Origin of the sequence: Pantoea sp. E2023-21, from assembly GCF_051302795.1 — a bacterium.
In the GTDB taxonomy this organism is placed as follows: domain Bacteria; phylum Pseudomonadota; class Gammaproteobacteria; order Enterobacterales; family Enterobacteriaceae; genus Pantoea; species Pantoea ludwigii_A.
The window spans coordinates 3,688,902-3,714,468 of sequence record NZ_CP195344.1; the positions used below are offsets into that span (position 1 = coordinate 3,688,902).

General features: G+C 54.5%; 22 protein-coding genes, 1 tRNA gene and 1 pseudogene. 12 read left to right on the top strand and 12 right to left on the bottom strand.

Annotated features, from left to right (window positions below; genetic code table 11):
- Positions 1-210 precede the first annotated feature (210 nt).
- Together ACRQ84_RS17220 and ACRQ84_RS17225 are read left to right on the top strand one after the other, a co-directional pair.
- The gene (locus tag ACRQ84_RS17220; protein WP_483816681.1) at positions 211-1,089 is read left to right on the top strand and encodes a glucosamine kinase nucleotide-binding domain-containing protein; all 879 of its coding nucleotides are present in this window, start codon (positions 211-213) and stop codon (positions 1,087-1,089) included.
- A gap of 18 nt (positions 1,090-1,107) precedes the next feature.
- Positions 1,108-2,229 carry an ROK family transcriptional regulator gene (locus tag ACRQ84_RS17225; protein ID WP_064737850.1) on the top strand — a complete coding sequence of 374 codons (1,122 nt, stop codon included), beginning with the start codon at positions 1,108-1,110 and terminating at the stop codon, positions 2,227-2,229.
- Positions 2,230-2,398: 169 nt separating this feature from the next.
- On the opposite strand, the gene ACRQ84_RS17230 is transcribed toward ACRQ84_RS17225, so the two are convergent.
- The gene (locus ACRQ84_RS17230; RefSeq protein ID WP_483816682.1) at positions 2,399-3,490 is read right to left on the bottom strand and encodes an ABC transporter ATP-binding protein; all 1,092 of its coding nucleotides are present in this window, start codon (positions 3,488-3,490) and stop codon (positions 2,399-2,401) included.
- 13 nt (positions 3,491-3,503) lie between these two features.
- Positions 3,504-4,103: a GNAT family N-acetyltransferase gene (locus tag ACRQ84_RS17235; RefSeq protein WP_064737848.1), complete on the bottom strand. Its 600-nt coding sequence runs from the start codon at positions 4,101-4,103 to the stop codon at positions 3,504-3,506.
- Positions 4,104-4,633: 530 nt separating this feature from the next.
- Here ACRQ84_RS17235 and ACRQ84_RS17240 point away from each other — a divergent pair.
- The 4 genes from ACRQ84_RS17240 (at position 4,634) to ACRQ84_RS17255 (ending at position 9,208) form a co-directional block, all read left to right on the top strand.
- Positions 4,634-5,974, top strand: a complete 1,341-nt coding sequence (locus ACRQ84_RS17240) for an ABC transporter substrate-binding protein (RefSeq protein ID WP_483817947.1) — start codon at positions 4,634-4,636, stop codon at positions 5,972-5,974.
- A 59-nt stretch (positions 5,975-6,033) separates the two neighbouring features.
- Positions 6,034-6,906, top strand: a complete 873-nt coding sequence (locus tag ACRQ84_RS17245) for a carbohydrate ABC transporter permease (protein ID WP_064737847.1) — start codon at positions 6,034-6,036, stop codon at positions 6,904-6,906.
- On the top strand, positions 6,906-7,721 hold the full coding sequence (locus tag ACRQ84_RS17250) for a carbohydrate ABC transporter permease (RefSeq protein WP_483816683.1): 816 nt from the start codon (positions 6,906-6,908) through the stop codon (positions 7,719-7,721). The genes ACRQ84_RS17245 and ACRQ84_RS17250 overlap by 1 nt, the downstream gene beginning before the upstream one ends.
- A 158-nt stretch (positions 7,722-7,879) precedes the next feature.
- Positions 7,880-9,208 (top strand): glycoside hydrolase family 28 protein, encoded by a 1,329-nt coding sequence (locus ACRQ84_RS17255; RefSeq protein ID WP_483816684.1) that lies wholly within the window; start codon positions 7,880-7,882, stop codon positions 9,206-9,208.
- A gap of 192 nt (positions 9,209-9,400) precedes the next feature.
- On the opposite strand, the gene ACRQ84_RS17260 is transcribed toward ACRQ84_RS17255, so the two are convergent.
- Positions 9,401-10,471, bottom strand: a complete 1,071-nt coding sequence (locus tag ACRQ84_RS17260; RefSeq protein ID WP_064737844.1) for a tartrate dehydrogenase — start codon at positions 10,469-10,471, stop codon at positions 9,401-9,403.
- A gap of 84 nt (positions 10,472-10,555) precedes the next feature.
- Here ACRQ84_RS17260 and ACRQ84_RS17265 point away from each other — a divergent pair, with 84 nt between their 5' ends.
- From ACRQ84_RS17265 to ACRQ84_RS17275, 3 genes are all read left to right on the top strand, one after another.
- Entirely contained in the window at positions 10,556-11,461 is a 906-nt protein-coding gene (locus ACRQ84_RS17265; RefSeq protein ID WP_483816685.1) for a LysR family transcriptional regulator, read from the top strand.
- Between the two features lie 201 nt (positions 11,462-11,662).
- The gene (locus ACRQ84_RS17270; RefSeq protein ID WP_483816686.1) at positions 11,663-12,631 is read left to right on the top strand and encodes a glycosyltransferase family 8 protein; all 969 of its coding nucleotides are present in this window, start codon (positions 11,663-11,665) and stop codon (positions 12,629-12,631) included.
- Complete coding sequence (locus ACRQ84_RS17275) at positions 12,632-13,879, top strand: O-antigen ligase family protein (protein WP_483816687.1); 1,248 nt, start codon at positions 12,632-12,634, stop codon at positions 13,877-13,879.
- Positions 13,880-13,935: 56 nt separating this feature from the next.
- Here ACRQ84_RS17275 and ACRQ84_RS17280 read toward each other — a convergent pair whose 3' ends face one another.
- The 5 genes and pseudogenes from ACRQ84_RS17280 to ACRQ84_RS17300 form a co-directional block, all read right to left on the bottom strand.
- A complete protein-coding gene (locus ACRQ84_RS17280) occupies positions 13,936-14,871 on the bottom strand; it encodes a glycosyltransferase family 2 protein (RefSeq protein WP_483816688.1) in 936 nt (311 codons plus the stop codon).
- 273 nt (positions 14,872-15,144) lie between these two features.
- On the bottom strand, positions 15,145-15,435 hold the full coding sequence (locus tag ACRQ84_RS17285; protein ID WP_483816689.1) for a DUF1330 domain-containing protein: 291 nt from the start codon (positions 15,433-15,435) through the stop codon (positions 15,145-15,147).
- Positions 15,435-16,316: a glutathione-dependent disulfide-bond oxidoreductase gene (gene yghU / locus ACRQ84_RS17290; RefSeq protein WP_064737838.1), complete on the bottom strand. Its 882-nt coding sequence runs from the start codon at positions 16,314-16,316 to the stop codon at positions 15,435-15,437. The genes ACRQ84_RS17285 and yghU overlap by 1 nt, the downstream gene beginning before the upstream one ends.
- A 101-nt stretch (positions 16,317-16,417) precedes the next feature.
- Positions 16,418-16,567, bottom strand: a pseudogene (locus ACRQ84_RS17295) (transcriptional regulator); the annotation flags it as partial.
- Between the two features lie 259 nt (positions 16,568-16,826).
- Positions 16,827-17,708, bottom strand: a complete 882-nt coding sequence (locus ACRQ84_RS17300; RefSeq protein ID WP_064737836.1) for a sugar phosphate isomerase/epimerase family protein — start codon at positions 17,706-17,708, stop codon at positions 16,827-16,829.
- A gap of 369 nt (positions 17,709-18,077) precedes the next feature.
- On the opposite strand from ACRQ84_RS17300, the gene ACRQ84_RS17305 reads away from it, so the two are divergent.
- The 3 genes from ACRQ84_RS17305 (at position 18,078) to ACRQ84_RS17315 (ending at position 21,426) form a co-directional block, all read left to right on the top strand.
- On the top strand, positions 18,078-19,106 hold the full coding sequence (locus ACRQ84_RS17305; RefSeq protein ID WP_483816690.1) for a LacI family DNA-binding transcriptional regulator: 1,029 nt from the start codon (positions 18,078-18,080) through the stop codon (positions 19,104-19,106).
- 216 nt (positions 19,107-19,322) lie between these two features.
- Complete coding sequence (locus tag ACRQ84_RS17310) at positions 19,323-20,246, top strand: TIM barrel protein (protein WP_483816691.1); 924 nt, start codon at positions 19,323-19,325, stop codon at positions 20,244-20,246.
- 10 nt (positions 20,247-20,256) lie between these two features.
- Entirely contained in the window at positions 20,257-21,426 is a 1,170-nt protein-coding gene (locus ACRQ84_RS17315) for a Gfo/Idh/MocA family protein (protein WP_483816692.1), read from the top strand.
- A 194-nt stretch (positions 21,427-21,620) separates the two neighbouring features.
- Here ACRQ84_RS17315 and ACRQ84_RS17320 read toward each other — a convergent pair.
- From ACRQ84_RS17320 to ACRQ84_RS17335, 4 genes are all read right to left on the bottom strand, one after another.
- Positions 21,621-21,696 (bottom strand) — tRNA-Phe (locus ACRQ84_RS17320).
- Positions 21,697-21,804: 108 nt separating this feature from the next.
- Positions 21,805-22,383, bottom strand: coding sequence for a division control transcriptional repressor DicD (dicD, locus tag ACRQ84_RS17325; protein WP_064737780.1), 579 nt, complete (start codon positions 22,381-22,383; stop codon positions 21,805-21,807).
- Positions 22,384-22,449: 66 nt separating this feature from the next.
- Positions 22,450-24,150, bottom strand: coding sequence for a protein-disulfide reductase DsbD (locus ACRQ84_RS17330; protein ID WP_483816693.1), 1,701 nt, complete (start codon positions 24,148-24,150; stop codon positions 22,450-22,452).
- An 83-nt stretch (positions 24,151-24,233) separates the two neighbouring features.
- Positions 24,234-25,535: an anaerobic C4-dicarboxylate transporter gene (locus ACRQ84_RS17335; protein ID WP_064737778.1), complete on the bottom strand. Its 1,302-nt coding sequence runs from the start codon at positions 25,533-25,535 to the stop codon at positions 24,234-24,236.
- Positions 25,536-25,567: the final 32 nt, after the last annotated feature.

The following is a 25,567-nucleotide window of genomic DNA, read 5'->3' on the forward strand; positions in this document are numbered from 1 at the left end:
TCTGACCGCTAACTTATTACGACAGAAAAACTAATGTCAATCCGTGTGGCGGATCTCAATTGGTGAAAAATTGTTATTCATTTGATTTTTATCTAATTTAATTAACTATACGGATTGCCTATTTATTTGTTATTGCGATTTAAGTTTTTTTCCCCTATCTTTCGCACATCTATAGGCGTCATACCGTTTCGGGCTGGCAGGAGGAAGCGCGTGCAATCACTAATGCTGGGTATTGATGGCGGTGGTACGCACTGTCGTGGACGCCTGACCGACAGCGCCGGACACTTGCTGGCGGAAGCCAAAGGCGGTCCTGCCAACGTTTGGTCGCAGTTTGATGCCGCCATCGTGGCCATCGAGCAAGTCATCGACGATCTGTTTAGGCAAGCGAATTTACCCGCTGAAGCGCGCAATCGCACCGTGATTGTCGCCGGTCTGGCGGGCGCGAACGTCGCCTCGGTGCAAACCCGTCTCGCCCGCTGGCAGCCACGCTGTCAGGCGCGCTTTCTGTTTACCGATGTCGAAATCGCCTGTGCCGGTGCGCACGCGGGTGCGCCGGGTGCGGTCTTTATTATCGGCACCGGCAGCCAGGGCGCGGCGTGGGATGGCGCACACTTCACACTGCTCGGCGGCTGGGGCTTTGCCCTGTCAGATGCCGGTTCGGGTGCGATTCTCGGCCAACGCGCGCTGCGGCTGGCGCTGCTAGCGCACGAAGACATTGTGCCTGCCTCGGCGCTAACGCAACGCATCATGGCAAACTATCAACACAGCCCGGAACAGCTGCTGATCTGGTCGAAGCAAGCGACGCCTGCCGATTGGGGCCGCGTGGTGCCTGAGGTCTTTGCAGCTGCACAGCAAGGCGATGCACACGGCATCGCGCTGGTACAACAATCTGCAGCGGATATCGTGCAGATGGTGCAGCCGCTGCTGGCACGCAGTCACGGCAAACTGGCCTTGATGGGCGGATTAGCCGAGCCCATTCAGGCGTGGTTGCCGGCGGATATCGCTGCGCTGCTGGTGCCGCCGCAGGGCGATGCGCTAAGCGGTGCGATTCGCCTGGCCACGCAATTCAGCCTGACACTTCCCGCATAACTTCAAATAAAGAGGCTCATGAGCGCTCCCAACGTAACCGCGCGCATTCTGCGGCTGATTGTCGAAAATGCGCCTATTAGTCAATCCGATCTCAAAGTGCGCAGCGGCCTAAGCATGTCGACGGTGTCGCAAGCCACCAATCGTCTGCTGACCGGCGGCATCGTGCAGGAATTGGGTCTGCGTCGCGTATCGATGGGGCGGCCCAAGACGCTGCTCGGCCTCAATCCGGATCACGCCAGCGTGGTGGGTATTCAGCTCAACGCCGAGCGCAATTTGATGGTGCTGACCGATCTCAGCGGCAATATTATCGGTGAGCAACAGATTCCTTCCGGCGCGATGACGCCCAAACAGCTCGGTGATGCGCTGGCAAAGTTCCTGCGCGGCGTTGAGGGCAAAAAGGTGGGAGCCATTGGCCTGGCGCTATCCGGTTTAGTGGATGCCAGCAACGGCGTTTGCGTGCTGTCGCGCGCGCTGGGCTGGGATAACGTACCGATTGCCCGTCTGCTGGAGGATCGTTTCTCGCTGCCGGTATTTATCGAAAATGATGCTAACGCGTTGGCGATGGCGGCGCTGGTATTTGGTCAGCTCGGTCACGCGCAGTCGGCGGTGATCGCTACGTTTGGTAAAGGCATCGGCGCGGGAATTCTGCTGGATCGCCAACTCTATCGCGGTCGTCACGGTAAAGCCGGTGAGATCGGCGTTTCGCTGCTGGGCGATGGTTCAGAGCGTTTGCTCGAAGATGTAGCGTCGTCACAGGCGATTCTGCAACGCGTGGCGGCCACCACAAAAGATGAGGTGCCGCAAACGCTGCGCGATTTGGATGTGCGTCCCACGCCGGACGTGCTGAGCGCGCTGGCCGAGGCCGGGCAGCATTTGGGCATGTCGCTGGCGAATCTGTCGGTGGCTTACGATCCGGACGTGGTGTATCTGGCGATGGAGCCACAAATGGCCTCGCGCATTCTGCTCGATCACATCACCCAGAGTTTCCAGACCTACCGTTTGAAGCTGACGCCGCACATGACGCCGCTGCAATTTCTCACCGAGTCGAACCGCATGTGGGCGCAGGGCGCGGCTGGGTTTGCGGTGAATAAGTTGCTGGATTTGTTGGCAGCTAAGGCGGATGAAGATATTGCGTTGTAATCTTGTGCGCGTATTGGGAAGGTCGCCATTTATGGCGTAATGCCGCACACTTAAGCAAATAATTGCCTTGTTAAGCAGGTGCGCATGAATGCGCACCTTACGAAAGCCCAGCTCTGTAAACGTAGGGTCGCCATTTACGGCGACCGTAAAAATGAACGCACCGCAGCCATCACCGCAGCCGCAAACCCTGCTCATCAAACAACAAGCAGTTCTCAGCACGCAGCTGGTAATTCAGTCTCTCGCCAATCGCATGCTCCGCCACGTTACGTTCCTCAATCACCAGCAGTTTCTCTTCACCGATGTCGAGATAGAGATAGTTGGTGTGCCCTAGCATCTCACTAAACGACAACTCGCCGCTGAAACTCAGTGCATCATCGTTGCTGCTCACCGGCTGGAAATGCTCCGGGCGCACGCCCAGCGTGATTTTTTGCCCTTCGCGGCACGGCGCGGCGATCGGCAGCGTGAGCTGATGGATGCCCAGCGCCGGCACACGCAGCTGCACCGCACCCGGCGTGATTGCGGCCACTTCGGCGTTGAGGAAATTCATCTTCGGCGAGCCAATAAATCCGGCGACAAACAGGTTGTCGGGATCGCGATACAGCGCCATCGGCGCGCCAACTTGCTCAATGCGGCCCTGACGCAGCACCACGATGCGGTCCGCCAGCGTCATCGCCTCCAGCTGATCGTGCGTCACGTAGATCATGGTGTTGCCCAGCGAGGCATGCAGGCGGGCAATTTCAATGCGCATCTGCAAACGCAGTTCGGCATCAAGGTTCGACAGTGGCTCATCAAACAGGAAGATGCGCGGATGGCGGATAATCGCGCGGCCAATGGCTACGCGCTGACGCTGCCCGCCTGACAGTGCGCGCGGTAAGCGGTCAAGGAATTCAGTCAGATGCAGGCGCGCGGCCGTCTGTTTTATCGCCTGTTCAATCTCGGCCTTGGGGCGCTTCATCACTTCCAGCGGATAGGCCAGATTGCCGCGCACCGTCATATTCGGGTAGAGCGCATACGACTGAAACACCATGGCGATGCCGCGCTCGGTGGCGTGTTGATCGGTCATGTCGGCGCCTTCAATCAGCAACTTACCGTCACTGATCTCCTCCAGTCCGGCAATCATACGCAACAGCGTGGATTTCCCGCAGCCGGATGGCCCCACAAACACCACGAATTCGCCGCTGTTAATGGTGAGATCGATGCCGTGAATGACGTTTACATTCTCGTAGGACTTCTTAACGTTTTGCAGATGCAGGCTGGTCATGCGGTGCCTCGAATCAGAGAAGTTGGCCCATATAAATGGCGTTGCTACGCATAATCGGCGTGAAGCCGAGGCGCTGATAGAAACCGCATACCTGCTCGTTTTGCAGGCTGACGCCGAGGTAAACGCCCGGCACGCCGGCCGCACGCAGATCGTGCAGCAACTGTGCGATCAGCTTGCGGCCCCAGCCACCTTGCTGTGCGGTGGGCAGCAGATTGATATGCAGATGTGCAGGCCACTGTGTCACCAGCTGTTCGGCGGCCGCATCGGGTTGATGAATGGCCTCCAGCACTTTGCTGTCGAGCGCAGCCCGCGGCGCGTAATCGCGATATTGCTGCTGCAGCTGTGGCCACCAATCGGTATTCAGCTGCGCTTCAAAGGCGCGCGTATCCGGCGCCGCGACCGCATAGCCGACGACGTCGCCGTGCTGCTCCAGCACATAAGCAAACTCGGGCGCAAAGCGCGCGTAGGGAATGACAAAGCGCAGGCCGGGCAGCGCGGGATCAGAGTAGAGCGCGCTGGCATCGGTCCCGGCATTGGCGGTCTCTAAACAGATGCGCGATAAGGCAGGGAAATCTGCCTCGCTGGCGCGACGAATAACACCTTCAGCCGTCATGGTGGAGCCTCTGTGGTCAGGAGATGAACAGATTTTACGGTAAAGAAAGCCGACTTAGTTTTCAAGGTGTAATAATTGCGCTGGCGCACAAAGCTGATGTGAACTATCACCACAAAGCATGACTGAGCGCCTCATCAACCCGCGCAGAATGCCCGCTGCTAAGGGCTGTTGACCGTCGAGCACCGCCAATGTCCTGATGCTATTCGCTGAGCTATAGGATTTTCATATGCTCTATCAGCAAGTTAAAGCACTTTATTCGCCTGGGTGATTTATACTGAAGGTCGCGCTTTAATCCCGGGGCTATCTGGTTTGCGGCGCTGTTCACAGCATCCTCTGCTACTCAGGGGGCTTTTCTTCTTACTCTTTGCACTGTATCACAGAGCAAAAATTCCGCAGTGACGATGTTTGACTTTCTTTTGTGCATAAAGTAAGTATGAATTATGTGCGTTGTTGCCGCTGAATCAACCTGCCAGGAATCGCAGGTGTTGAGATGAAGGGATGCCAGTCATCTGTTGGAGAAACCGAGCATGATGTGTGATTCAACCAATCGTTCTTCCCGTTTGCAAAGCTCACTGCGCACTGTGTCGCGTCTGGTCTCCGCCGGGATGTTGCTCGGTGCGACCATGGCAGCTGCGCAGGCCGTTACCCTGAATGAATGGGACATTTACAACTATCCGCAGCAGACCGAAGCCGTGGATGAAGCGGTAAAAGCTTTCCAGCAAAAGAATCCCGGTATTGTGATTCAGCGTTCGGTGCACTCCTTCGAAGACACACGCATTCCACTTAAACTGGCGTTGACTGCCGGTGATGGCCCGCAGATTGCCCAGGTGAATCAGGGTGGCGGCGATATGGGTTCGCTGGTGAAAGACAAACTGTTGTGGCCGCTGGATGATTACGCCAAAACCTACGGCTGGACCACGCGCTTCCCGGATTCGATCCTGAAACGTAACCGCTGGTCAGATAAACAAGATTTTGGCAGCGGCAAACTGTACGGCGTAGCCAGCCTCGGTGAGATGGTGGGGTTGTACTACAACAAAGCGCTGCTGGATAAAGCCGGTGTCGCGGTACCCAAGACTTTGCCGGAGCTGGAACAGGCGATGGAAAAACTCAAAGCTGCCGGTACGCCGCCCATGATGTTGGGCCTGCTTGACGGCAACATGGGCCAGCAGCTGCTGAGCACCTTGTGGGAAGCGCAGATTGAGAGCAGCGACCGTAAAAAACTCGACGATCTGATTTATGACGTGGGCGGCACGTTCAAAGACGACAAGCTGGTAAAAGCCGCCAACCTGATGAAAGGCTGGAACGATAAAGGCTACCTGTTCCCGGGCTTCCAGGGCATTGGTCACGACGATGCCGCCACCTTATTCCAGAATGGTCAGGCCGCATTCCTCGTGAGCGGAACCTGGTATCTCGGCCAGTTTAAAGACAACAAAGATCTGCATTTCGCCGCGATGCCAGCAGGCGAGGGTGTGCAGCATCCGCTGATGGTGGGCGGCACCGATCTGGCGTTCTCGATTACCAGCACTGCTAAAGACAAAGCGCAGCAAGATGCAGCAGCGAAATTTATTGATTACATCGTCTCAGATGAGATGGCCAACCGTTGGCTGAAAGTTGGCTTTCTGCCTGCCGGCACCAGCAAAAATGCACAGATTCCCGCTGACAATCCGCTATTAGCGGAAGCGTATCAGGTGTGGGTCGCGCTCAATGAGAACGATGGTCTCGGCCATTATCTCGACTGGGCCACGCCAACCATGAATGCCGAACTGAACCAGAACGTGCAGCTGTTATTGGCGGGACGTCAAACTGCCGATCAGATGGTGGCAAACTTCGATAACAACTATCAACGTTACCAGAAAACCCTCAAGCACTGATCACGTTCGGCCCGGTGTAAGTAGCCGGGCCGCGAACAGGCCCGCAAGCGAGTACGGTTATGCTGAATAAATCTGCCTGGCGCAATGCGCTTTATCTTCTGCCCGCAGTGCTGGTGTATGCGGTGTTTTTGCTGCTGCCGCTGTTGGCCTCGTTAGGGATCAGCTTTACCGAATGGGATGGTACCTCATGGCCGATTTTCATCGGCATTGGCAACTATCTGCGCATGTTCCAGGATCCGATATTCTGGGTGGCGCTCGGTAATAATGCCCTGCTAATGCTGTTCTACACGCTGTTTCCGATTGGCGTTGGGCTGCTGCTGTGCAGTTTCCTGTATGAGACGCGCAATAACAAAGAGCGCAGCGTGCTGCGTATCCTCTTCTTTCTGCCGTACATCATGCCGATGGCGGTGCTCGGCGTGGTATGGCGCTGGCTGTATAACCCGGCATTTGGTCCGATCGATCAGTTCCTGCGTGCCGTCGGTTTGCCGCAGCTGGCGCTGTCATGGCTGGGTGATTTTACCTGGGCGCTACCTGCCGTCGGCTTTGTCGCCACGTGGTACTTCTTCGGTTTCTGCTTAGTGCTGTTTATGGCGGGCTTGCAGCGCATGGATCCCTCGCTGCTGGAAGCGGCCGATTTAGATGGGTCATCACGCCGCCAGAAGTTTATGCGCATCACGCTGCCATCGCTGCGTCCCGAACTGCGTATCGCGCTGCTACTGACGGTGATCGCCAGCCTGAAAGCCTTCGATTTAGTCTACGTAATGACGCAAGGCGGACCGGGCACTTCCACCATGGTGACCAACATCTTTATGTATAAGCAGGGCTTTGACCTGCACTACTTCGGCTATGCTTCCGCCGTGGCGGTGTTCAGTATGATGATTGTGTTGATAATCAATGGATTAATTCATTTATGCTTACGGGAGCGTCACTGATGCGCGGCACGCCTTTTGCCCCACGCGCGCTGATCTGGATTGTGGCGCTGATGACCATTCTGCCATTTTTAATGGCGCTAATGACGTCGTTCAAAACCCAGATGGAGCTGTTTCAGGGCGTGTTCACTTTGCCCTCTTCGCTTAATTTTAAAAACTACGTCACCGCGTGGCAGCAGGGACATTTCAACGTCTACTTCATGAACTCGGTGCTGGTGGTGATTCCGGTGGTGATCTGCAGCGTCCTGCTCGGCATTCTGGCGGGATTCGGTTTTGCCTGGCTGAAGATCCCCGGCAAAACGATCGTTGCCGCGCTGCTGGGTCTTGGCATGGTGCTGCCGAGTGAAGCCTTTATTATTCCGCTCTATCACGAGCTGCGCTGGATGGGGCTCACCAACACCTATCTGGCGCTGATTCTGCCGCAAATCGCCTTATCGCTGCCGTTCACCACGCTGATGATCGCCACCGCGCTGCAGCAGGTGCCGCGCGAGCTGGTGGAAGCGGCGGTGATGGATGGTGCATCGCGCCGTAAAATTCTTTGGGGCTTGCTGGTGCCGGCGATTTGGCCGACGTTATCAACACTGGCGCTGTTGCTGTTTATCTGGACGTGGAACGAGTTCCTGATCCCGCTGATTTTGGTGAATAAAGATGAGTTGCGCACCTTGCCAATCGGCATGATGTTTTTCCAGAACAAAAACACCATCGATATTCCGGTGCTGATGGCGGGGGCGATGATTGTCATCTTGCCGCTGGTGGCGGTGTTCCTGGTGTTCCAGCGCAAATTTATCAGCGGTGTCACCGAAGGCGCGGTTAAGTAGTTGGTCGCCCATGATGCTGATCAACCGCACGTGCGTTCTGGGGTGTCGATCTTCATGTCGTAACTGATCTGCATTACGCCATGGATTGTCCATCAGCAAAAGGTTTGGTCGTGCGGCGCGTGCTGCAATAGCGCATCGCCGCTATTCAGGAGAACTGCATGCACGTTTCACTGGCTGATTTCTATCCCATCGCCGATGGCGAAACGCTCGATACTTACTGCTTCCAGCGCGCTTTAGATCATCTGGCGTCGCGCGGCGGCGGCACCTTATCAGTACCGCCTGGTCGCTATCATCTCGGCACGCTCACGCTGGGTTCCAACATCCATTTGCATCTTGAAGGGGGGGCCACGCTGCTCGCTAGCTCGCGCGTTGAGGATTATCAGCAGCAGCTGGCGCAGAGCCAGGCTGAGCTGTCGCAACATGTGCTGCTCTATGCCTGTGGTCAGCGCAATATTCGCATCAGTGGTAAAGGGGTAATTGATGGTAACGGCGAGGCCTGGTTTGCCGCTGAAAAGGATGAGCAAGGTTATCGCTTGCCGCGTCCTCTGCGTCCGCGCATCGTGGTGTTTGAGGATTGCGAGCAGGTGACGCTTGAAGATTTCACCATTATTCAGGCACCGATGTGGACGGTGCATCTGGTGAGTTGCCGCCATGTGCATGTCGATCATCTCACCATTGATAACAGCATGAGCATGCCGAACACCGATGCGCTGGATATCGATAGCTGCGAGGCGGTGTTCGTGAGTAACAGCTATCTCAGCGCTGCCGATGACGCCATCTGCATCAAAACCACCAATAAACCCGCGCATCTGCGGCGTGCCGCACGACAAATCATGATCAGCAACTGCCTGCTGCGTTCTTATAGCTGCGCGTTCAAAATGGGTACCGAAACCTTTGATGATATAGAAGATGTCACCGTTTCCGGCTGTACCATCTTTGATTCCAACCGCGCGATTGGCTTGCTATCACGTGATGGCGGCCAGTTCCGCCGTTTGCTGTTTAGCAATATCACGCTGGCCTGTCGCCACGCGCCGCCCTGCCATTGGGGCAAAGCCGATGCGCTGTTTGTCTCGGTGCGGGCGCGCGATCCGGCGATAGCGCCAGGTCGCATCGAACAGCTGCAGTTCAGCAACGTTAGCGGTGTGATGGAAGGGGCAATTAACCTGCATGCTGAGCAGCCAGGACAGATTCGTGATGTGATGCTGGCAAATGTGCAGTTGCGCCAGGTGGTCGCGGAAGAGGCAGAGCAGGGACATTACGATGTGCGCCCGCCGTGTAATCCGGAATCACCGACCGGTATGGGATTGGACAATGCGTATAAACTGGATAGCGCATCCGGCTTAGCCTATGGCGTTGCCGCGTATCCGCATGGCTTGCCGGGCGTGTTTGCTCGCGGGGTGGAGAATCTACAGCTGCATAACGTGGTGATCGCCCGTCCGCAACCGCTACCGCACGGCTGGCATGCGGAAACGGTGCAGATTTTGTAGGCTGCGCGAGAAGATCCAGGTCGCCATGAATGGCGACCCTACGCACAACGGTAGGGCTTTTGTAGGGTGCGCATTCATGCGCACCTGGGAATATCGGTCGTTATAAATGGCGACCCTACGCGCAACGGTAGGGCTTTTGTAGGGTGCGCATTCATGCGCACCTGGGAATATCGGTCGTTATAAATGGCGACGCTACAATGCCGCCGCGATCGCCGCGCCCAGCTCTTCGGTTGAAGCGCTGCCGCCGAGGTCGCGCGTCAAGCTGTTGCCCGCCGCCAGCGTGCGCTCGATGGCGTCCAGCACCGCTGCACCGGCTTCGGCATAACCCAGATGCTCCAGCATCATCGCGCCACACCAAATCTGGCCGATCGGATTAGCCACGCCTTTGCCGGCGATATCGGGTGCCGAACCGTGCACCGGCTCGAACAGGCTGGGGAATTTGCCTTCCGGGTTAATGTTGGCCGATGGCGCGATACCGATGGTGCCGGTACACGCCGGACCGAGATCCGACAGAATATCGCCAAACAGGTTGCTGGCGACCACCACATCGAACCAGTCCGGATGCAGCACGAAATTGGCGGTAAGAATATCGATATGATATTTATCGACTTTCACTTCGGGATAGCCTGGCGCCATGGCTTCCACGCGACTGTCCCAATACGGCATGGTAATGGCGATGCCGTTGGATTTGGTGGCGGAAGTAAGGTGTTTCTTCGGCCGCTTCTGCGCCAGTTCGTAGGCAAATTTCAGAATGCGATCAACGCCGACTCGCGTCATGACCGTTTCCTGAATCACCACTTCACGATCGGTGCCGGGGAACATGGTGCCGCCCACCGACGAATATTCGCCTTCGGTATTTTCACGTACCACGTAGAAATCGATATCGCCTGGCTGACGATTCGCCAGCGGCGCTTTCACGCCTGGCATCAGACGTACCGGGCGCAGGTTGACGTACTGATCAAACTCGCGACGGAACTGCAGCAGCGATCCCCAGAGCGACACATGATCCGGCACCACATCCGGCCATCCCACCGCGCCAAAGTAGATCGCATCAAACTGGCTTAACGTTGCGAACCAGTCGTCGGGCAGCATTTTGCCGTGCTGCTGCCAGTATTCGGCGCTGGCGAAATCAAACCATTGCCACTCCAGTGCAATATCAAATTTCTTTGCCGCTGCATCCATCACACGGATGCCTTCCGGCATCACTTCTTTGCCAATGCCATCGCCAGGGATGACGGCGATTTTATAGGTTTTGCCGCTCATAGGGTTCTCGCAGGTTGCTGTTGATGTTCTGGAAGCAGTATAACCATGCATCTGTAGGAAATAATTAGCCTGAGCGATAAGCCAATGTTGAATAAAAGTAGAGAATCGCGCACCTCATCCGACGATCTGGCCTTCTTCGTGCGCGTGGCGGCGCTGGACAGCTTAACCGCCGCCGCACGCGAACTCGGCTTATCGTTACCGGCGGTGAGTAAGCGCCTGAGTCAGCTTGAGCAGCGGTTGGGCGTGCAGTTGCTGAAGCGCACCACGCGGCGGCTAGAGCTGACGGCGGAGGGCAAACGTTATCTCGATGGCGCGCGTCCGTTGCTCGACCAGCTGGCGGAGCTGGAAGAAGCGGTTAGCAGCCAAACGTCGGTGCTGCGCGGCTCGCTCAACATCAACGCCTCTTTCGGCTTTGGTCGGCGTCATGTCGCACCGTGCGTGTCGCGCTTTGCCACGCTGCATCCCGAATTGGCCATCAGTTTGCAGCTCAGCAGTCAGCCGCTCAATTTTCTTGATGCGCGCGTGGACATTGATATCCGTATCGGTGAACCGCCGGATGCGCGGCTCATTGCACGCAAGCTGCGGACTAATCCGCGCGTGCTGTGCTGCTCGCCGGATTACGCCACGCGCCACGGCTTGCCGGACAATATCGCGGCGCTGGCGCAGCACAACTGTATTCTGTTAAGACAATTTGACGGTGACTTTGCGCTGTGGCGTTTAGGCGATGGCACGCAGCAGCTTACGCAAAAGGTACGCGGCAGTTTCATCACCAACGATGGTGAAGTGGCGATGCAAATGGCGTTGGATGGGCATGGCATTCTGCTGCGTTCATGGTGGGATGCACAGCACAGTATCAAGCGTGGTGAATTGCTCCATGTACTGCCAGAGTGGACGGCACCCGACGGCGATATTTTTGCCGTCTGGCAGTCTCAGCGTCAGCTGCCGGCGCGAATTAGTGCGTTTGTGAATTTTTTGCAGATGGCGTTGTAATCGCGATCGTTTCTCCTCACTTTTGCTCGGTTAGCTGGAGAGATTTACACTTAAAAGCAGAATTGTTCCCTGGCCGCTTCGCTTTATTTGCCAAACTCTGACTGATAAACTCCGGCAGCAACCAGAATCATCCCTGGTTAATCATTGTTCAGGCTAGATGCATTGACAGAACGCATGCGTTCTACCGGAGAAAAGTGCAGGATGGATAAAGACATTCTTAATACCATAAATTCTCAGCACCTTTTTCCCGCTCAAAGCGACCGGCATATTATTTTTGGTGTTGACGGAAAATTCATTGCACATTCGCTAATTACCATCATGTCGTTAATTAAGCATGCCGGTGATGGCCGTTATCACTTTCATCTTATCTCTTCAGAATTATCTGCGATTAATATTGCGCATCTGGAAAAAATATTTGCCGGATCGCCACATGGATTAACGCTGCATCATATTCAGGATAGTCTGTTTAGCGCCTTTCCTACCACAGAGTTGTTCACCCGCGCGACCTATTATCGTTTTCTCGCGCCGCTAATATTGCATCATGCTGATACACTTCTCTATCTCGATGCAGATATGGTTTGTCTGAATCCTATTGACGAATTATGGCAGATTACTATGTCACCTGAGGTGATTGCGCTGGTGGTTGGTGAAATTGGAGCACTGCAACCTCAGTTGGCTGAAAATATTGCGCTGCGTGGAAAACGCTATTTTAATGCTGGCATGATGTTCATGGATGTTCAAAAATGGAACCGAGAGCAGGTAAGTGAACGTGCTTTCTGTTTGCTCAGCGAAAAGGGAAAACATTTCCAGTATCTTGATCAGGATGCATTAAACACCTTGCTTGAGGATCGTGTGATATTTACTGAAGCGCGCTTCAATACTATCAACATGCTCTCACACGATGATGAAGGTTATACGCAGGATGTGCCAAAAGATACCTGCTTATTACATTACGCGGGTGCCGATAAACCCTGGCAACAATGGAATCAACAATACGTTGGCCATTACTATCGCGATCTTTATCAGATTTCTCCGTTAGCCGATATTCCTTTTGAAACCCCTAAAAATGCTCAGCAAGCGAAGAGAATGTACAAATTTCTGTTCCGTAGCCATCAACGGGTTCGGGCACTCTATTGGCGCATTAAGTATTTTAAAATGAGGTATTTTTGAGTGCGGACTTTACGTATTAAGCCCCTGCTAAACGAAAGTAACGTTTATCAGCTTTGTTTTCTGTTGCTAACAATGGCGTTTGCGACCTCATTAGTTGTCCCCGCGTATCCTAAGAAAACATTCTATTTGGTGGGTTATTTAACCCTGTTTTTTCTGCTTGCTCAGGGCGTAAAAAGAAAAATCATCCTGGATAAGTGTGCTCTGCTAGTCGCCATTCCCATTTTACTGTTGGGTTTGGTCAGGGTCATTTGGTCGCGTATTTATGCCGATGCTTATTTCAGTGACGTCGTTGACAACTATTTTCAGGGCGGAAAGCTGTTCATTATCTCTGCTTTTGTCAGCTATTTTTTCATTGCGTGGCGCCACTGTCTTTCAGCTAAAGTCATGCGGATAAGTGTTTGTTTGATAATTTTTGGGCTGCTGCTGACGCTTGCTGCAGGCTTTTACGAGCATGCTCAGACTCAGCAACGCATTAGATTACTCACAGATTCAGCCGGTACGGTTTCATACCTCATGACGGCATTGGCGTTAACCGCACTGTTAATTGTGAATAAGGTGATAGTTGGCCGTATCAATCAAATATTGCTGTTCACGGCTATTTTTGTGGTGAATATGGTGTTGATGTTCCTCACTGAGTCTCGTGCGGCTGTGTTAGTGCTGCCCGTGTTATACCTGTTATGTTTTTATGTTGTTCATCGTTGGGCGGGGAAATATTCGCTGGTGATGTTAGTGCTGCTTATTGCCGGTGGTTTGTACTTCATGCCAAGCTCGATTATGCATCGATTGGACAATATTCAGAACGAGATAGACAGTTATCAAAAAAATAATGATACCTCTATTGGCGCGCGTTTCTCGATCTGGAAAAGTGGTTATCACAGTGTTTCATGGCGTTTACTGGGGCAAAGTCCTGATGATAGAACGGACAAAGCCCGCGCTTATATTAAAGCGAATGAACGCGCTAACCCCGAAGCGTATAAAAATGTGATGTATCACTTGCATGATGACTTCCTGGAAACCCTTTCACTACAAGGTATCGCGGGTGCAGTTTCTCTGATTATTTTTTATGTGGGTTTGATTTTGACAGCAATACATCGTCGGGCATGGGATATCCTACTGCTTCCTGCTTCCCTGATTTTATTTGGTTTGACAGATACGGTATGGATTCAAAGCAGTTCGGTGTTTATTCTGATGGCGTCGATTATAATTAGCTATGCGCTGCTGCAGCTTAAATCCATAAATAACAGGTAATCGTCAGGATGGTATTGGGTGCGCATTAATGCGCACCTTATAGCATTCTTATCTGCTTAATCCATTCCTCTCAGCTTCATCCTCAGATATTTTTTCTTGAGGCTAAATCTGACTTTACTGTCCATCAGGAACGATGCGGAAGAGACATTATCTATCGCTTGCTTCACCACACGTTTCTCATGTTCATCGCTAATCAGCGGGTAATACTTATGCGCAAGATTGATCCAATGGCAAGAGAGCAAGTTGCCGTATGTTTCGTCGAGCACCGCATCCATCTGTTGTGTCGCTTTTATCAGCATCGATATTTTATCGGCATCGAGCGCGCTGGAGAGGCTTTTCTCGCGTTTGAAATAGAGATAAGGCCCTAATTTCGTCAAAAATATTTTCTGACTGCCTTTCAGAATCGAGGGGAATAAATACGCATCCTCGTAGCAGGTGAAGTCAGGAAAGTGGTTTTCTGTTAAAAGCGAGCGTTTAATAAACTGACCAATAAAATGCGCCTGAATATCACGATGGATGAGGAATTTTTCAATGACCTGATGCTGCGACAGGGCGGTGACCTGCAAACCTTTCCACTGCAGTGGTTTGGTCTTCTTTTCATAAATTTCATTCAGCGGCGTCAGCAGAATATCGGGTTGTTCTAGCTGTAAAAACCGCACGATGTCAGCAAAAGAGTTCTGCAGTAGCTGATCGTCACCATCCAGCATCGTGACATACTGTCCGCTGCATTTGCTGACGCCAAAATTTCTGACTTTGCCGATGTTGCGCAGCGTCACGTCAAAAATTTTCACATGGTTGAATGAAGCGGCAAAGGTGTGCATCAACTCGCGGGTATTATCCGATGATGAGTCATTCACCAAAACAATCTCGACCACCTCCTCAACGCCAGAGCAGGCTTTTTTTAGACTGCTTAACGTCTCAGTAATATACTTTTCGCAATTGTGAGCCGTAACCAGGACGCTGAGAGAGCAGGGTGAATCCATAATTAGCATCTATCCGTTAAGGTTCAGAGAGCATTCATTGCTAACAAGTCTATCGCTTTCTGCGCTGAAGGGAATGAAATTGTGTTGCAGGTCTTAGCTAATCATACTCACAGCTCTAAACGTTGTTAATTAACGCAATCTAAACTCCCTTGCTCCACCGCGATTTTACCTACTGCGTGCGTGCAGCAGCACGCTCATGCGCTGATGCAGGCGATGTTATTGTGCAGGGGAGGACAAGGTCGGCACTGAGGCCGACCCGGTTGAGAAATGCACAGTTGCGATTTACTCTACGCCGTTCACCAGCAACACGCGGTACTTCGCGCCTTTCAGGCGATGCGCTTTGGCTTCCTGATACGCCGGGCTGTAATACCAGCCTTTCGCCGCTTCAGCATCGGGGAACTCCAGCACCACCACACCTTCGGCTTCTGGGCCTTCCAGTGTTTCCAGCGCGCCATAAAACGCCAGTGGCGTGATCGGATGGTCACCCCGTGCCTGTCCCGCTTTTTCGGCGTAGGTGGCCAGCTCGTCTTTGTCTACGGTTTCGTCCTTAATAAACACCACATATGCAGCCATTACTTTTCTCCTCGCGCCTGACGTTTGTCTTCGGTGTTGTTATCAAAATCTGACGCATCATGACGTTCCAGCAGCTGATCTTGCGGCTCGGCGCCAAAGGCGCGATTCACTTTACGACCACGAATCACCGCCGGACGCTCGGCAATCTCTTTCGCCCAACGCACCACGTTTTTGTACGACTGCGCATCGAGGAATTCGCTGCCGCCATACTGATTGTTCAGCACCAGATTGCCGTACCACGGCCAGGTCGCGATATCGGCGATGGTGTATTCGTCACCGGCAAGGAAGCGATTATCCGCCAGTTGACGATCCAGCACGTCGAGCTGACGTTTGGCTTCCAGCGTGAAACGGTTGATGGCGTATTCAATTTTTTCTGGCGCGTAGTGATAAAAATGACCAAAGCCGCCGCCGAGATAAGGTGCTGAGCCTTGCAGCCAGAATAGCCAGTTCAGGGTTTCGGTGCGGCCCGCCAGTGACGTTGGCAGGAAATGACCGAACTTCTCAGCCAGATACAGCAGGATGTTGCCGGATTCAAATACGCGCTGCGGCGGCGTTACCGAATGGTCGCTCAGGGCCGGGATTTTCGAGTTCGGGTTTATATCGACAAAGCCGCTAGAGAACTGATCGCCGTCGCCGATGCGGATCAGCCAGGCATCGTACTCGGCGTCTTTGGCGCCAACCGCCAGCAACTCTTCAAGCAGGATGGTAATTTTCTGGCCGTTGGGCGTCCCGAGCGAATAAAGCTGCAGCGGATGTTTGCCGACCGGCAGAGTTTTCTCGTGCGTCGGCCCGGCGGTTGGACGGTTGGTTTTCGCGCCGTTACCTTTGGCTTCCGGGTCCCAGGTCCAGACTTTCGCGGGCTGATACTGATGTTCCGACATAGTGATTTCGCCTTGTTGTGTTTGTATTTTTGCTGCTATTGAGTGTAGCAGTGCGTGATACAGGCGATTTAACCGCGCTGGCGGTGAGTGACAAAGTCGGATTATGTAAAGTTCTCTTGCGTATACAGCATAAAGTCGACTTTGCCGGGTTGATAAGTGTCGGGGATGTCGCCCTCTTCCAGGTGACGCAACATCAGTGTTAAGGCGAGTTGGGCATGACGCAGAGTGTTTTGATCGAGGGTTAACGTCAGTACGCGATCCTTCAGTAGCCGGCGCGCCCGGCTTTGTATGGATCGATGCCGAGGTGGCACCGTCGCGCAGCATCCGGCAGATCGGCGACCAACGTGATAACCGGAACGCCGCGCGCTTGATATGCGGTGAGTGCATCATAAAACAGCGGATTTCATGGGCGAAGACGATCAGCGCACGTCACCGCGTTCATGTTGTGTGCATTTCCTTAGCTCGGTCCTTTATCCCACCAGCGCGAGAAGCGACCGATCGCGCTAATCATTACCCCAACAATTCACGCTCAATCAGTTCGCGCGTTTCAACCGCCTGATATTTCATCTTTTCCGGATAACCAAACAGCGCCGCCGAGATAATCGACTCGCCGCCGACTTTAAACCTGCGGTTAGCAAAATTCATCTCGCGCAGTGCTTCAAACAGCGCATCGAAATTGACTTCGCCTTCACCCACCGCGACGTGCTGGTGGATGGTGGCATCCACGCCCGGCGGGTTGACGATGTAGCGGCAATGCTTAGTGTGGTTCATGGTATCGGCAATCAGCATATGCGACAGATCGTCACCGGCGTAATGCAGCATGTTCTTCACATCGCCCACGCCTTTGTCGTAATAGAAGGTGTGGGGTGCGCTGTAGATGTACTTCACATTTTCGCTGCGAAAAGATTTCACAATGTCAGCGGTTTCGTTGCTCTGCTCGCAGAAATCCCATGGATGTGCCTGAATTTCGACGCGGATGCCTTCACGTTCGATGATTGGCAGCAGCTCTTCCATCGAGCGATAGAACATCTCTTCACAGATTTCCGGTTCATTGGGATTACCCGACAGCTCGGTATTGATCACCTGCACGCCCATTTCGACGGCAATCTCGATCATGCGTTTCCAGTTTTTCACCGCCGCCTGACGACGCAGTTCATCTGGGCCAGACCAGCGATAAACCGTAATGAACGAAGAGATTTCCAGCCCGGTGGCACTTAGCGCGTTTTTGTATTCGCGCATGATTTCGCGGCTGGCCTTCGGGTGTTTATAGAACGGGTTGATCTGCGGATGCGGCGACTGTTCGATGTACTTGTAACCCCATTCCGCCACCTGATGCACCATGCGCGTAATACCAAGATCCCTGATGACATCAACATCAAAAGCGATTTTCATTGTTTTCTCCTGAGCGTTAGGGGATTTCCCATTTATCGGTAAAGGCTTGTGCTTACGTTTTTTACGACCTTTTTTAGGGCAGATCGCGTTAACTGTAGGAAGAGCCAGCCGCAGCCTCTACTGTTTTTCTGATGGCAATCCCTCAACCAAAGCGCCGTAATCAGACAAATAAATATCAAACATTTATTCTGAATGGCACTGTAATGAAATTAAACATTTCATTTTTGCGAGTGCGATCAAAATACTGAGAGATTATCTATCAAAAATAGCGATTTAATAATGATTCATGAGTGGTTACATTGGCGCTTTAGGGTCAGTTAAGGCATTATTTTTGATAATTTATTATCATTTTAATCTGGGAATGTGAGCATGAGTAAAATCACCCTGAACGCCATTGCCGCCGCCGCGGGTGTCGGTGTGGCAACGGTGGATCGCGTGTTAAACCGCCGCGCGCCGGTGCGTGCCGCCACCGAGCAGAAGGTACTGGAAGCCGCAAACCGACTCGGTTATCGCATGGGAGCAACATCGTTATCAAGCAACATCGCGCCGGCCTCGCACGTGACGCTGCGCATGGGCTTTATCCTGCTATCAAAATCCTACTCGCTCTATCATTCCCTCAGCGATGCGCTGCGCCAGCATACGCAACCCTTTCATCCGGCAGGCAGCGAACCGCTGTTTACCTGGCACGATATTGACGATGTTGCGGCGGTGGTGACCTCGCTGTATGCGCTGGCCGAGCAAGTCGATGCCATCGGTTTAGTCGCGCTGGATCACCCGCTGATTCGCCACGCGATTGAACACATATCACGTCAGGGCGTGCGGGTTTATGCGCTGTTCTCCAACTTTTCACCGTGCGGTCACGCCGGCTATGTCGGTCTGGATAACCAGAAAGCCGGGCGCACTGCCGCCTGGATTGCGACGCATTTGTTGCACCAACCCGGCGCGGTGGGCGTGTTGGTAGGCGACCATCGCTTTATCTGCCAGGAAAGTAATGAGATCAGTTTCCGCTCTTATCTGCGTGAACAGGACAGCGCGCGGCGGGTACTGGAACCGCTGAAGACCCATGAATCAATTGATGGCGGCTATCGTTCGACGCGTCAGTTACTGGATGAACATGCCGATTTGGCGTTGATCTTTGCGCCGTGCGGCGGTATCGAGGGCGTGATTCACGCCTTGCGCCAGCAGCCGCAGCGCAAGGTGGCGTTGATTTGTCATGGTCCGGTGAAAGAGGGCGAACTGGCGCTGATTGATGGCACCATTACGGTGATGATCCGCAATCGCATCGACGAGATGGCCATGCGGCTGGCGCAGATGGTGCAGCAGCACCAAGCTGAACCGGGCGATCATTTCACGCAAATCATCCTGCCGTTCGATATCGTGACGCGGGAGAATCTGTAGCGGGCGGGTCGCCATGAATGGCGACCCGACAAAAGCGCGAATTTGTTGGTTGCGCCTTTATGCGCACCAAGCCGCACCCTGGCTTGGTTTGATAAGTTTCTATCATTTTACTGATGTGAAATAACATGATCGCTATCAAAAAATGAATATTTCATGGTTGTTTGTGATGAAATATTTATTTGATACTTGCGCCATCCATTACCGCAAGGAACGATCATGACCATTTATATTGCTAACGCGCCCTGTAGCTGGGGCGTCGATGATCCAAAAAACCCTTTCCTGCCGCCGTGGCAGAAAGTGCTGAGTGAAGCATCGCAGGCCGGTTACCAAAGTATTGAGCTGGGCCCGTGGAGCTACCTGCCGGTCGATCCTGCCGAGCTGCGTCAGCAGCTGGAAGCGCACCAACTGTCGCTGGTGGCGGGCACTATTTTTGATGATTTGGTGAGTGAAGCCAATTTCCCGGCGATGGTAGAACTGACACACAACATCTGCCGCAATCTGTCATTAGTGCCGACCGCCACCAAAACCCACGCGGACAACAAACCCGCGCCCTATCTGGTGATTATCGATTTTGGTAACCCAGAACGCGCCAAATACGCCGGCCAATCTGACAAGGCACCGCGCCTGTCAGATGTAGAGTGGCAGCGCATGATGCAGCACATCACTACGCTGAGTCAGATTGCCTGGAACGAATATGGCGTGCGCGCGGTTATCCATCCGCATGCCGGCGGTTGCATTGAATTTGCCGATGAGCTGCAACGGCTGGTGGAAGACATTCCGCATGAGGTGGCCGGTTTGTGCCTCGACACCGGCCATCTGTACTACGCCGGCATGGATCCGATTCCTTACCTCCGCCGCTATTGGGATCGCATCGATTACCTGCACTTCAAAGACGTTGACCACGCGGTGTGGCGCGACGTGATTGCGCGCGGCGTGGATTTCTTTGCCGCCTGCGCGGAAGGCGTGATGTGCCCGATTGGTAAAGGGGCGATTGATTATCCGGCGGTGCGCGCCTTCCTGGCGGAGCGCCATTATCAAGGCTGGATCACCGTGGAACAGGAGCGCGATCCGCGCAATGCAGACACCAGCCTGCGTGACGTCACCGCCAGCCTGCACTATTTACAATCGGTCGGATTCTGAGGAGCGCAGCATGATTAACGGTATTAAAGCACTGGATCGTTCACTGCGCTGGGGCATGGTCGGCGGCGGCGGCACCAGCCAGATTGGTTATATTCACCGTTCGGCGGCAACGCGTGACAATAATTTCACCTTGCTGGCGGGCGCCTTCGATCTCAACGCCGAGCGTGGTCGTGCCTTTGGCACCTCGCTGGGTATCGACGCCGAACGCTGCTATGCAGATTACGAAACGATGTTTGCGGCGGAAGCGGCGCGCGCGGATGGCATTGAAGCGGTGTCGATTGCTACGCCAAACAATACGCACTTCACCATTTGCCGTGCCGCGCTGAATGCCGGCTTGCATGTAGTGTGCGAGAAGCCGCTGTGCTTCACCGCGGCAGAAGCCGATGAGCTGGAACAGCTGTGCGCCGAGAAGAAGAAAATTATCGGCGTCACCTACGGCTACGCCGGACATCAGCTGATTCATCAGGCGCGCGAGATGATCGCTGCAGGCTTGCTGGGCGAAATCCGCATCATCAATATGCAGTTCGCGCACGGCTTCCATAACGAAGCGGTTGAGCTGCAGAATGAAAGCACCAAATGGCGTGTCGATCCGCGCTTCGTTGGGCCCAGCTATGTGCTGGGCGACCTGGCGACGCATCCGCTGTTTATCGCTGAAACTATGGCGCCGCATCTGCAGGTAAAACGCTTGCTGTGCAGCTGCCAGAGCTTTGTCAAAACCCGCGCACCGCTGGAGGATAACGCCTTCGTGATGATGGAGTACGACAATGGCGCGGTCGGCACAATGTGGGCTTCTGCGGTGAACTGCGGTTCGATGCACGGTCAGAAAGTGCGCGTGATTGGTGAGAAAGCCAGTCTTGAGTGGTGGGACGAGCAGCCCAATCAGCTGCGCTATGAAGTGCAGGGCGAGCCGGTAAAGATTCTCGAGCGCGGCATGGGTTATCTGCATCAGAGTGCGCTGGCAGATGACCGTATTGGCGGCGGCCATCCGGAAGGGTTGTTTGAAGCCTGGTCGAATCTCTATCGCCGTTTCGCGCTGGCGATGGATGCCACCGATCGCGGCGATCATGCTTTCCTGCAGGAGTTCTGGTATCCCGGCGCGCATGCTGGCTTGATGGGGGTGCGATGGGTAGAGCAGTGCGTGAAATCCGCCGATGCCGGCGCGGTATGGGTGGAGTGCTGAGTTAGACATCACTCCTCAATATGGTTGTTACTTTATTGAAAGAGGCGATGAGCTGAGTCTGAACATCGAACTTCCCACCGGCGAAGGGCGGTTATTTCAGATCTGATGTGGATGAAGATGCCCGTGAGATACCGGCATCATTTTCTGAACGCAGAAAAGCAAAAACCCAGCCATAAGCTGGGTTTTCTAAATGTTGGTGCCCGGACGCGGAATCGAACCACGGACACGGGGATTTTCAATCCCCTGCTCTACCGACTGAGCTATCCGGGCAACGGGGCGCATTAAACCCTAATGGCTCACAGCCGTCAACGGCTTTCGTCAAAAAAGCGTAGCAATCGTGATTGATTGCTTGCTTTTCAGACAAGGTGAGCGAAAAGGCTACGCCAGCGCACCGTTCTGGCGACACAGCGCGATGCCGAGCACATCTTCCGCCAGACGCCGCGCGGTGGCGACATCCTGAACGTTGCGTTTCACCAGCAGTTTGCTCAGACAACCTTCCAGAATCAGCTCCATCTGATCGGCCACCATGGTGGGATTATCTAATGCCAAATCGACCAGGATTTCGTGGGTAAACTGCCAGGAGCTGCGCTTTTGCTGTTCGGCTAACTGATGTACCGGATGATCGGATTGCGGATAGAAACTGCAGGCGGCAATAAACAAACAGCCAGGGAAGCGGCCTTTGCTGACGTATTCGCTCAGCACCTGATAGCGCGCCAGCAGCTTTTGTTCGGCACTAAGATGTTCATCGAGCTGAACCTGGCGGCGCCAGCTGTCAATTTGCTGGCCATGATAGCGCAGCGCGTCATACAGCAAGGCATCACGATCGGGCCAGAAGCGCGTCAACTGCTCGGCTTCAAGTCCGGTTTCGCCAGCAAGCTGGGTTAAAGAGGTGGTGGCGGCCAGGCCGCTTTGTTCGAGCACATTCAGCGCATGCTCGAGTATTTGTTCACGTTGCAAGTGACTCTCCTCTGGAATGCGGGCCCGCTCGCGGACGAACGGGCAGTGTCCTGCAGACAGTGTCGTTTAACGCGACACATTGTGCAAATGCGCGCGGAAATCGGCGGCGTTGAGGAAGCCGGTGACACGCGAATCGGGAATCTCTTTGCCTTGCGCATCGAAGAACAAAATGGTCGGCAAGCCTAAAACCTGCAGATGCTGCAACAATGCGTTGTCCTGTGCGTTATTGGCGGTGACATTGGCTTGCAGCAGTTGTACCTGACTTAATGCGTTACGCACGCCCGCATCGCTAAAGGTGTATTTCTCGAACTCTTTGCAGGCTACGCACCAATCGGCGTATAAATCGACCATGGTGATGCGGCCTTGCGCCTGCTGCAGTGCGCTATCAAGCTGCTCGCTGCTGGCGATGGTCTGGAACGGCAAATGCGCCACAGCGTGCGCGCTGTTGCTGCTACCAAACGCCCAATCCTGTAACGGGCGAGCACTGACCAGCGCGGCGGCGAGCATGATGATCTGCAGCACGCGCCATTTACCGCTGGCGCGCAGGCTGAGGCTGAACGCCCAGGCAAAAAATGCCACGCCGAGCAGGCTCCACAGGCGCAGGCCCCAGAGATCGCCCATCACCCGTTCCAGCAGGAATACCGGTAGCGCCAGAATCACAAAACCAAAACCTTCTTTAACGGTTTGCATCCATGGCCCGCTTTTCGGCAGCAGCTTGTTACCAAACATCGTTACAGCAATCAGCGGTAGCCCCATACCGAAGGCATACAGCCACAGCGTGCCGGCCCCGGCCCACAGATTACCGCTCTGGGCGATGTACAGCAGAATGGCGCTGAGCGGTGCGGTGGTGCAGGGCGAACAGATCAAACCCGCCAGTGCGCCCATCATAAATACGCCAGGCAGCGATCCACCTTGCTGGCGGTTGCTCCACAACGCGAGCCGCGTTTGCAAGGCGGAAGGCAATTGCAGCGGGAACAGGCCAAACATCGAGAGCGCCAGCACGATAAACAGCGTCGACAATCCCATTAACACGTAAGGATGCTGCAGCGCCGCCTGGAAGCGTAATCCGGCCGCCGCAACGACCATACCAAGCACGGTATACGTCAGCGCCATGCCCTGCACATACACCATCGCCAGCGCGAACAGCCGTCCCATCGAATAGCGGCGCGGGCCACCTAAGATGATGCTGGAGATCAGCGGATACATCGGCAATACACACGGCGTGAAAGCGACGCCAATACCAATCAGCAGCGCCCAAAGCGGGGAAAACGGCAGCGGCGTGCTGTGATTCGTTGGCTGCGCGCTGGTCGCGGCTACATCCTGATTGGCGGCAACTGCGCTGAGCGGCACACTGCGGGTTTCGGGCGGATAGCAGAATCCGGCGGCAGCGCAGCCTTGATAGGTGACGGTGACGGTCGCGCCGGCATCAGCCTGACGCAGCGTAATCGGCAACTGCAGATCCTGCGGGTAGATTTCGCTTTTACCGTAGAATTCATCTTCATGCGGCTGGCCCGGCGGCAACGTGAGCGGGGCAATCTGCGCTTTTTGTGGCGTGACGTGAATTTGCTGGCGATAGAGATAGTAGCCATCCTTCACTTTCCAACTCAGCGTCAGCCGATTCCCCTGCTGAGCGAAATCAAAGCTAAATGCCTGATCAACCGGCACAAAGCGGCTGTTGTTGTTCGGAGAGAAGAGAGAGGCTTGTGCCGAAAGGCAGAAAACCAGCGCCAGGCAAAAGCCGGCAAGGCGAAAGAGTCGTGCAGCCATAGCGAATGAATGAGCTCCGGTGGCGAATAGGTCGCGATAATAGCACGACCGCTTCGCCACAAGGTTTTCAGGATGTAACGGCGCTACAGGATCAGGCTACCAAACAGGAAGCCAAACGCCACTGAGAAGGCAATTGCCAACACGCCGGGGATAATAAAGGAGTGGTTAAAGACAAACTTGCCGATACGGGTTGAACCGGTGTCATCCATCTCCACCGCGGCCAACAGCGTAGGATAGGTCGGCAGCACAAACAGGGCGGAAACCGCCGCAAATGAAGCCACTGCCGCCAGCGGCGAGACGCCGAGCATCAGCGCGGCAGGCATCAAGGCTTTAGTGGTTGCGGCCTGCGAATAGAGCAGCGTGGCGGCGAAGAACAGCACCAGCGCCAGCATCCACGGATAACCTTGCAGCATGTCACCGGCTAGCGCCTGGATATCGTTGAGGTGCGCTTTGACGAAGGTATCGCCGAGCCATGCCACGCCCATCACGCAGATACAGGCGCTCATGCCAGATTTAAAGGTACTGGCACTGAGAATTTCTCCGGTATCGACTTTGCAGGTCAGGCAAATCAGTGTGGCAACGGTCAGCATAAACACCACGATGGCCTCGTTGCGTGGCAGCACCGGGTTACTGATGAGGCCAACGCTGTCGCTGATGGCGGTGGCGTAAAGCACCACGGCGGCGATGCCGATCAGGAACAGCAATACGGCACGCTTCGCACCCGGTTTAATGTCGTAAACCTGCTCACCGCGCAGTTTCACTTCTCCTTTGGCCAGACGTGCCTGATAGACCTCATCATCTTTTAACTCTTTACCCAGGAAGCTGGTGATGATGGCGGCGCAGAAGATCGCCGCCATGGTGGAAGGAATCGCCACGCCCAGCAGCGCCAAATAGCTCACGCCGCGCGGTTCAAGGATGGAGGCGAAGAACACCACCGCCGCCGAGAGCGGCGAGGCTGTGATAGCAATCTGCGACGCCACTACCGCAATCGAGAGCGGACGCGAAGGGCGCACGCCTTGCTCTTTTGCGACTTCGGCAATCACCGGCAAGGTGGAGAACGCGGTGTGACCGGTACCGGCCAGCAGCGTCATCATATAAGTGACCAGCGGCGCGAGGAAGGTGACGTAGCGCGGATGGCGGCGCAGCAGGCGTTCCGCTAATCCCACCAGATAATCCAGACCGCCAGCGATCTGCATCGCGGCAATCGCGGCAATCACCGCCATGATAATTTCGATCACGTCGAAGGGAATCGCACCGGGCTTTAAGCCGCAAATCAGCGTCAGCGCCAGCACACCTAAACCGCCCGCGAAACCAATGCCGATGCCGCCAAGACGCGCACCGAGCCAGATCGCCAGCAGCACAATAATCAGTTCTACTACTACCATTCGTTCCACTCCCTGAGCCGCGGAGAAATCCC

Excerpts from the sequence above, each read along its gene's own strand:
- ACRQ84_RS17225 (WP_064737850.1), top strand. The coding sequence starts at position 1,108 with ATGAGCGCTCCCAACGTAACCGCGCGCATTCTGCGGCTGATTGTCGAA.
- ACRQ84_RS17230 (WP_483816682.1), bottom strand. The coding sequence starts at position 3,490 with ATGACCAGCCTGCATCTGCAAAACGTTAAGAAGTCCTACGAGAATGTA.
- ACRQ84_RS17235 (WP_064737848.1), bottom strand. The coding sequence starts at position 4,103 with ATGACGGCTGAAGGTGTTATTCGTCGCGCCAGCGAGGCAGATTTCCCT.
- ACRQ84_RS17240 (WP_483817947.1), top strand. The coding sequence starts at position 4,634 with ATGTGTGATTCAACCAATCGTTCTTCCCGTTTGCAAAGCTCACTGCGC.
- ACRQ84_RS17245 (WP_064737847.1), top strand. The coding sequence starts at position 6,034 with ATGCTGAATAAATCTGCCTGGCGCAATGCGCTTTATCTTCTGCCCGCA.
- ACRQ84_RS17250 (WP_483816683.1), top strand. The coding sequence starts at position 6,906 with ATGCGCGGCACGCCTTTTGCCCCACGCGCGCTGATCTGGATTGTGGCG.
- ACRQ84_RS17255 (WP_483816684.1), top strand. The coding sequence starts at position 7,880 with ATGCACGTTTCACTGGCTGATTTCTATCCCATCGCCGATGGCGAAACG.
- ACRQ84_RS17260 (WP_064737844.1), bottom strand. The coding sequence starts at position 10,471 with ATGAGCGGCAAAACCTATAAAATCGCCGTCATCCCTGGCGATGGCATT.
- ACRQ84_RS17265 (WP_483816685.1), top strand. The coding sequence starts at position 10,556 with ATGTTGAATAAAAGTAGAGAATCGCGCACCTCATCCGACGATCTGGCC.
- ACRQ84_RS17270 (WP_483816686.1), top strand. The coding sequence starts at position 11,663 with ATGGATAAAGACATTCTTAATACCATAAATTCTCAGCACCTTTTTCCC.
- ACRQ84_RS17280 (WP_483816688.1), bottom strand. The coding sequence starts at position 14,871 with ATGCTAATTATGGATTCACCCTGCTCTCTCAGCGTCCTGGTTACGGCT.
- ACRQ84_RS17285 (WP_483816689.1), bottom strand. The coding sequence starts at position 15,435 with ATGGCTGCATATGTGGTGTTTATTAAGGACGAAACCGTAGACAAAGAC.
- yghU (WP_064737838.1), bottom strand. The coding sequence starts at position 16,316 with ATGTCGGAACATCAGTATCAGCCCGCGAAAGTCTGGACCTGGGACCCG.
- ACRQ84_RS17300 (WP_064737836.1), bottom strand. The coding sequence starts at position 17,708 with ATGAAAATCGCTTTTGATGTTGATGTCATCAGGGATCTTGGTATTACG.
- ACRQ84_RS17305 (WP_483816690.1), top strand. The coding sequence starts at position 18,078 with ATGAGTAAAATCACCCTGAACGCCATTGCCGCCGCCGCGGGTGTCGGT.
- ACRQ84_RS17310 (WP_483816691.1), top strand. The coding sequence starts at position 19,323 with ATGACCATTTATATTGCTAACGCGCCCTGTAGCTGGGGCGTCGATGAT.
- ACRQ84_RS17315 (WP_483816692.1), top strand. The coding sequence starts at position 20,257 with ATGATTAACGGTATTAAAGCACTGGATCGTTCACTGCGCTGGGGCATG.
- ACRQ84_RS17330 (WP_483816693.1), bottom strand. The coding sequence starts at position 24,150 with ATGGCTGCACGACTCTTTCGCCTTGCCGGCTTTTGCCTGGCGCTGGTT.
- ACRQ84_RS17335 (WP_064737778.1), bottom strand. The coding sequence starts at position 25,535 with ATGGTAGTAGTAGAACTGATTATTGTGCTGCTGGCGATCTGGCTCGGT.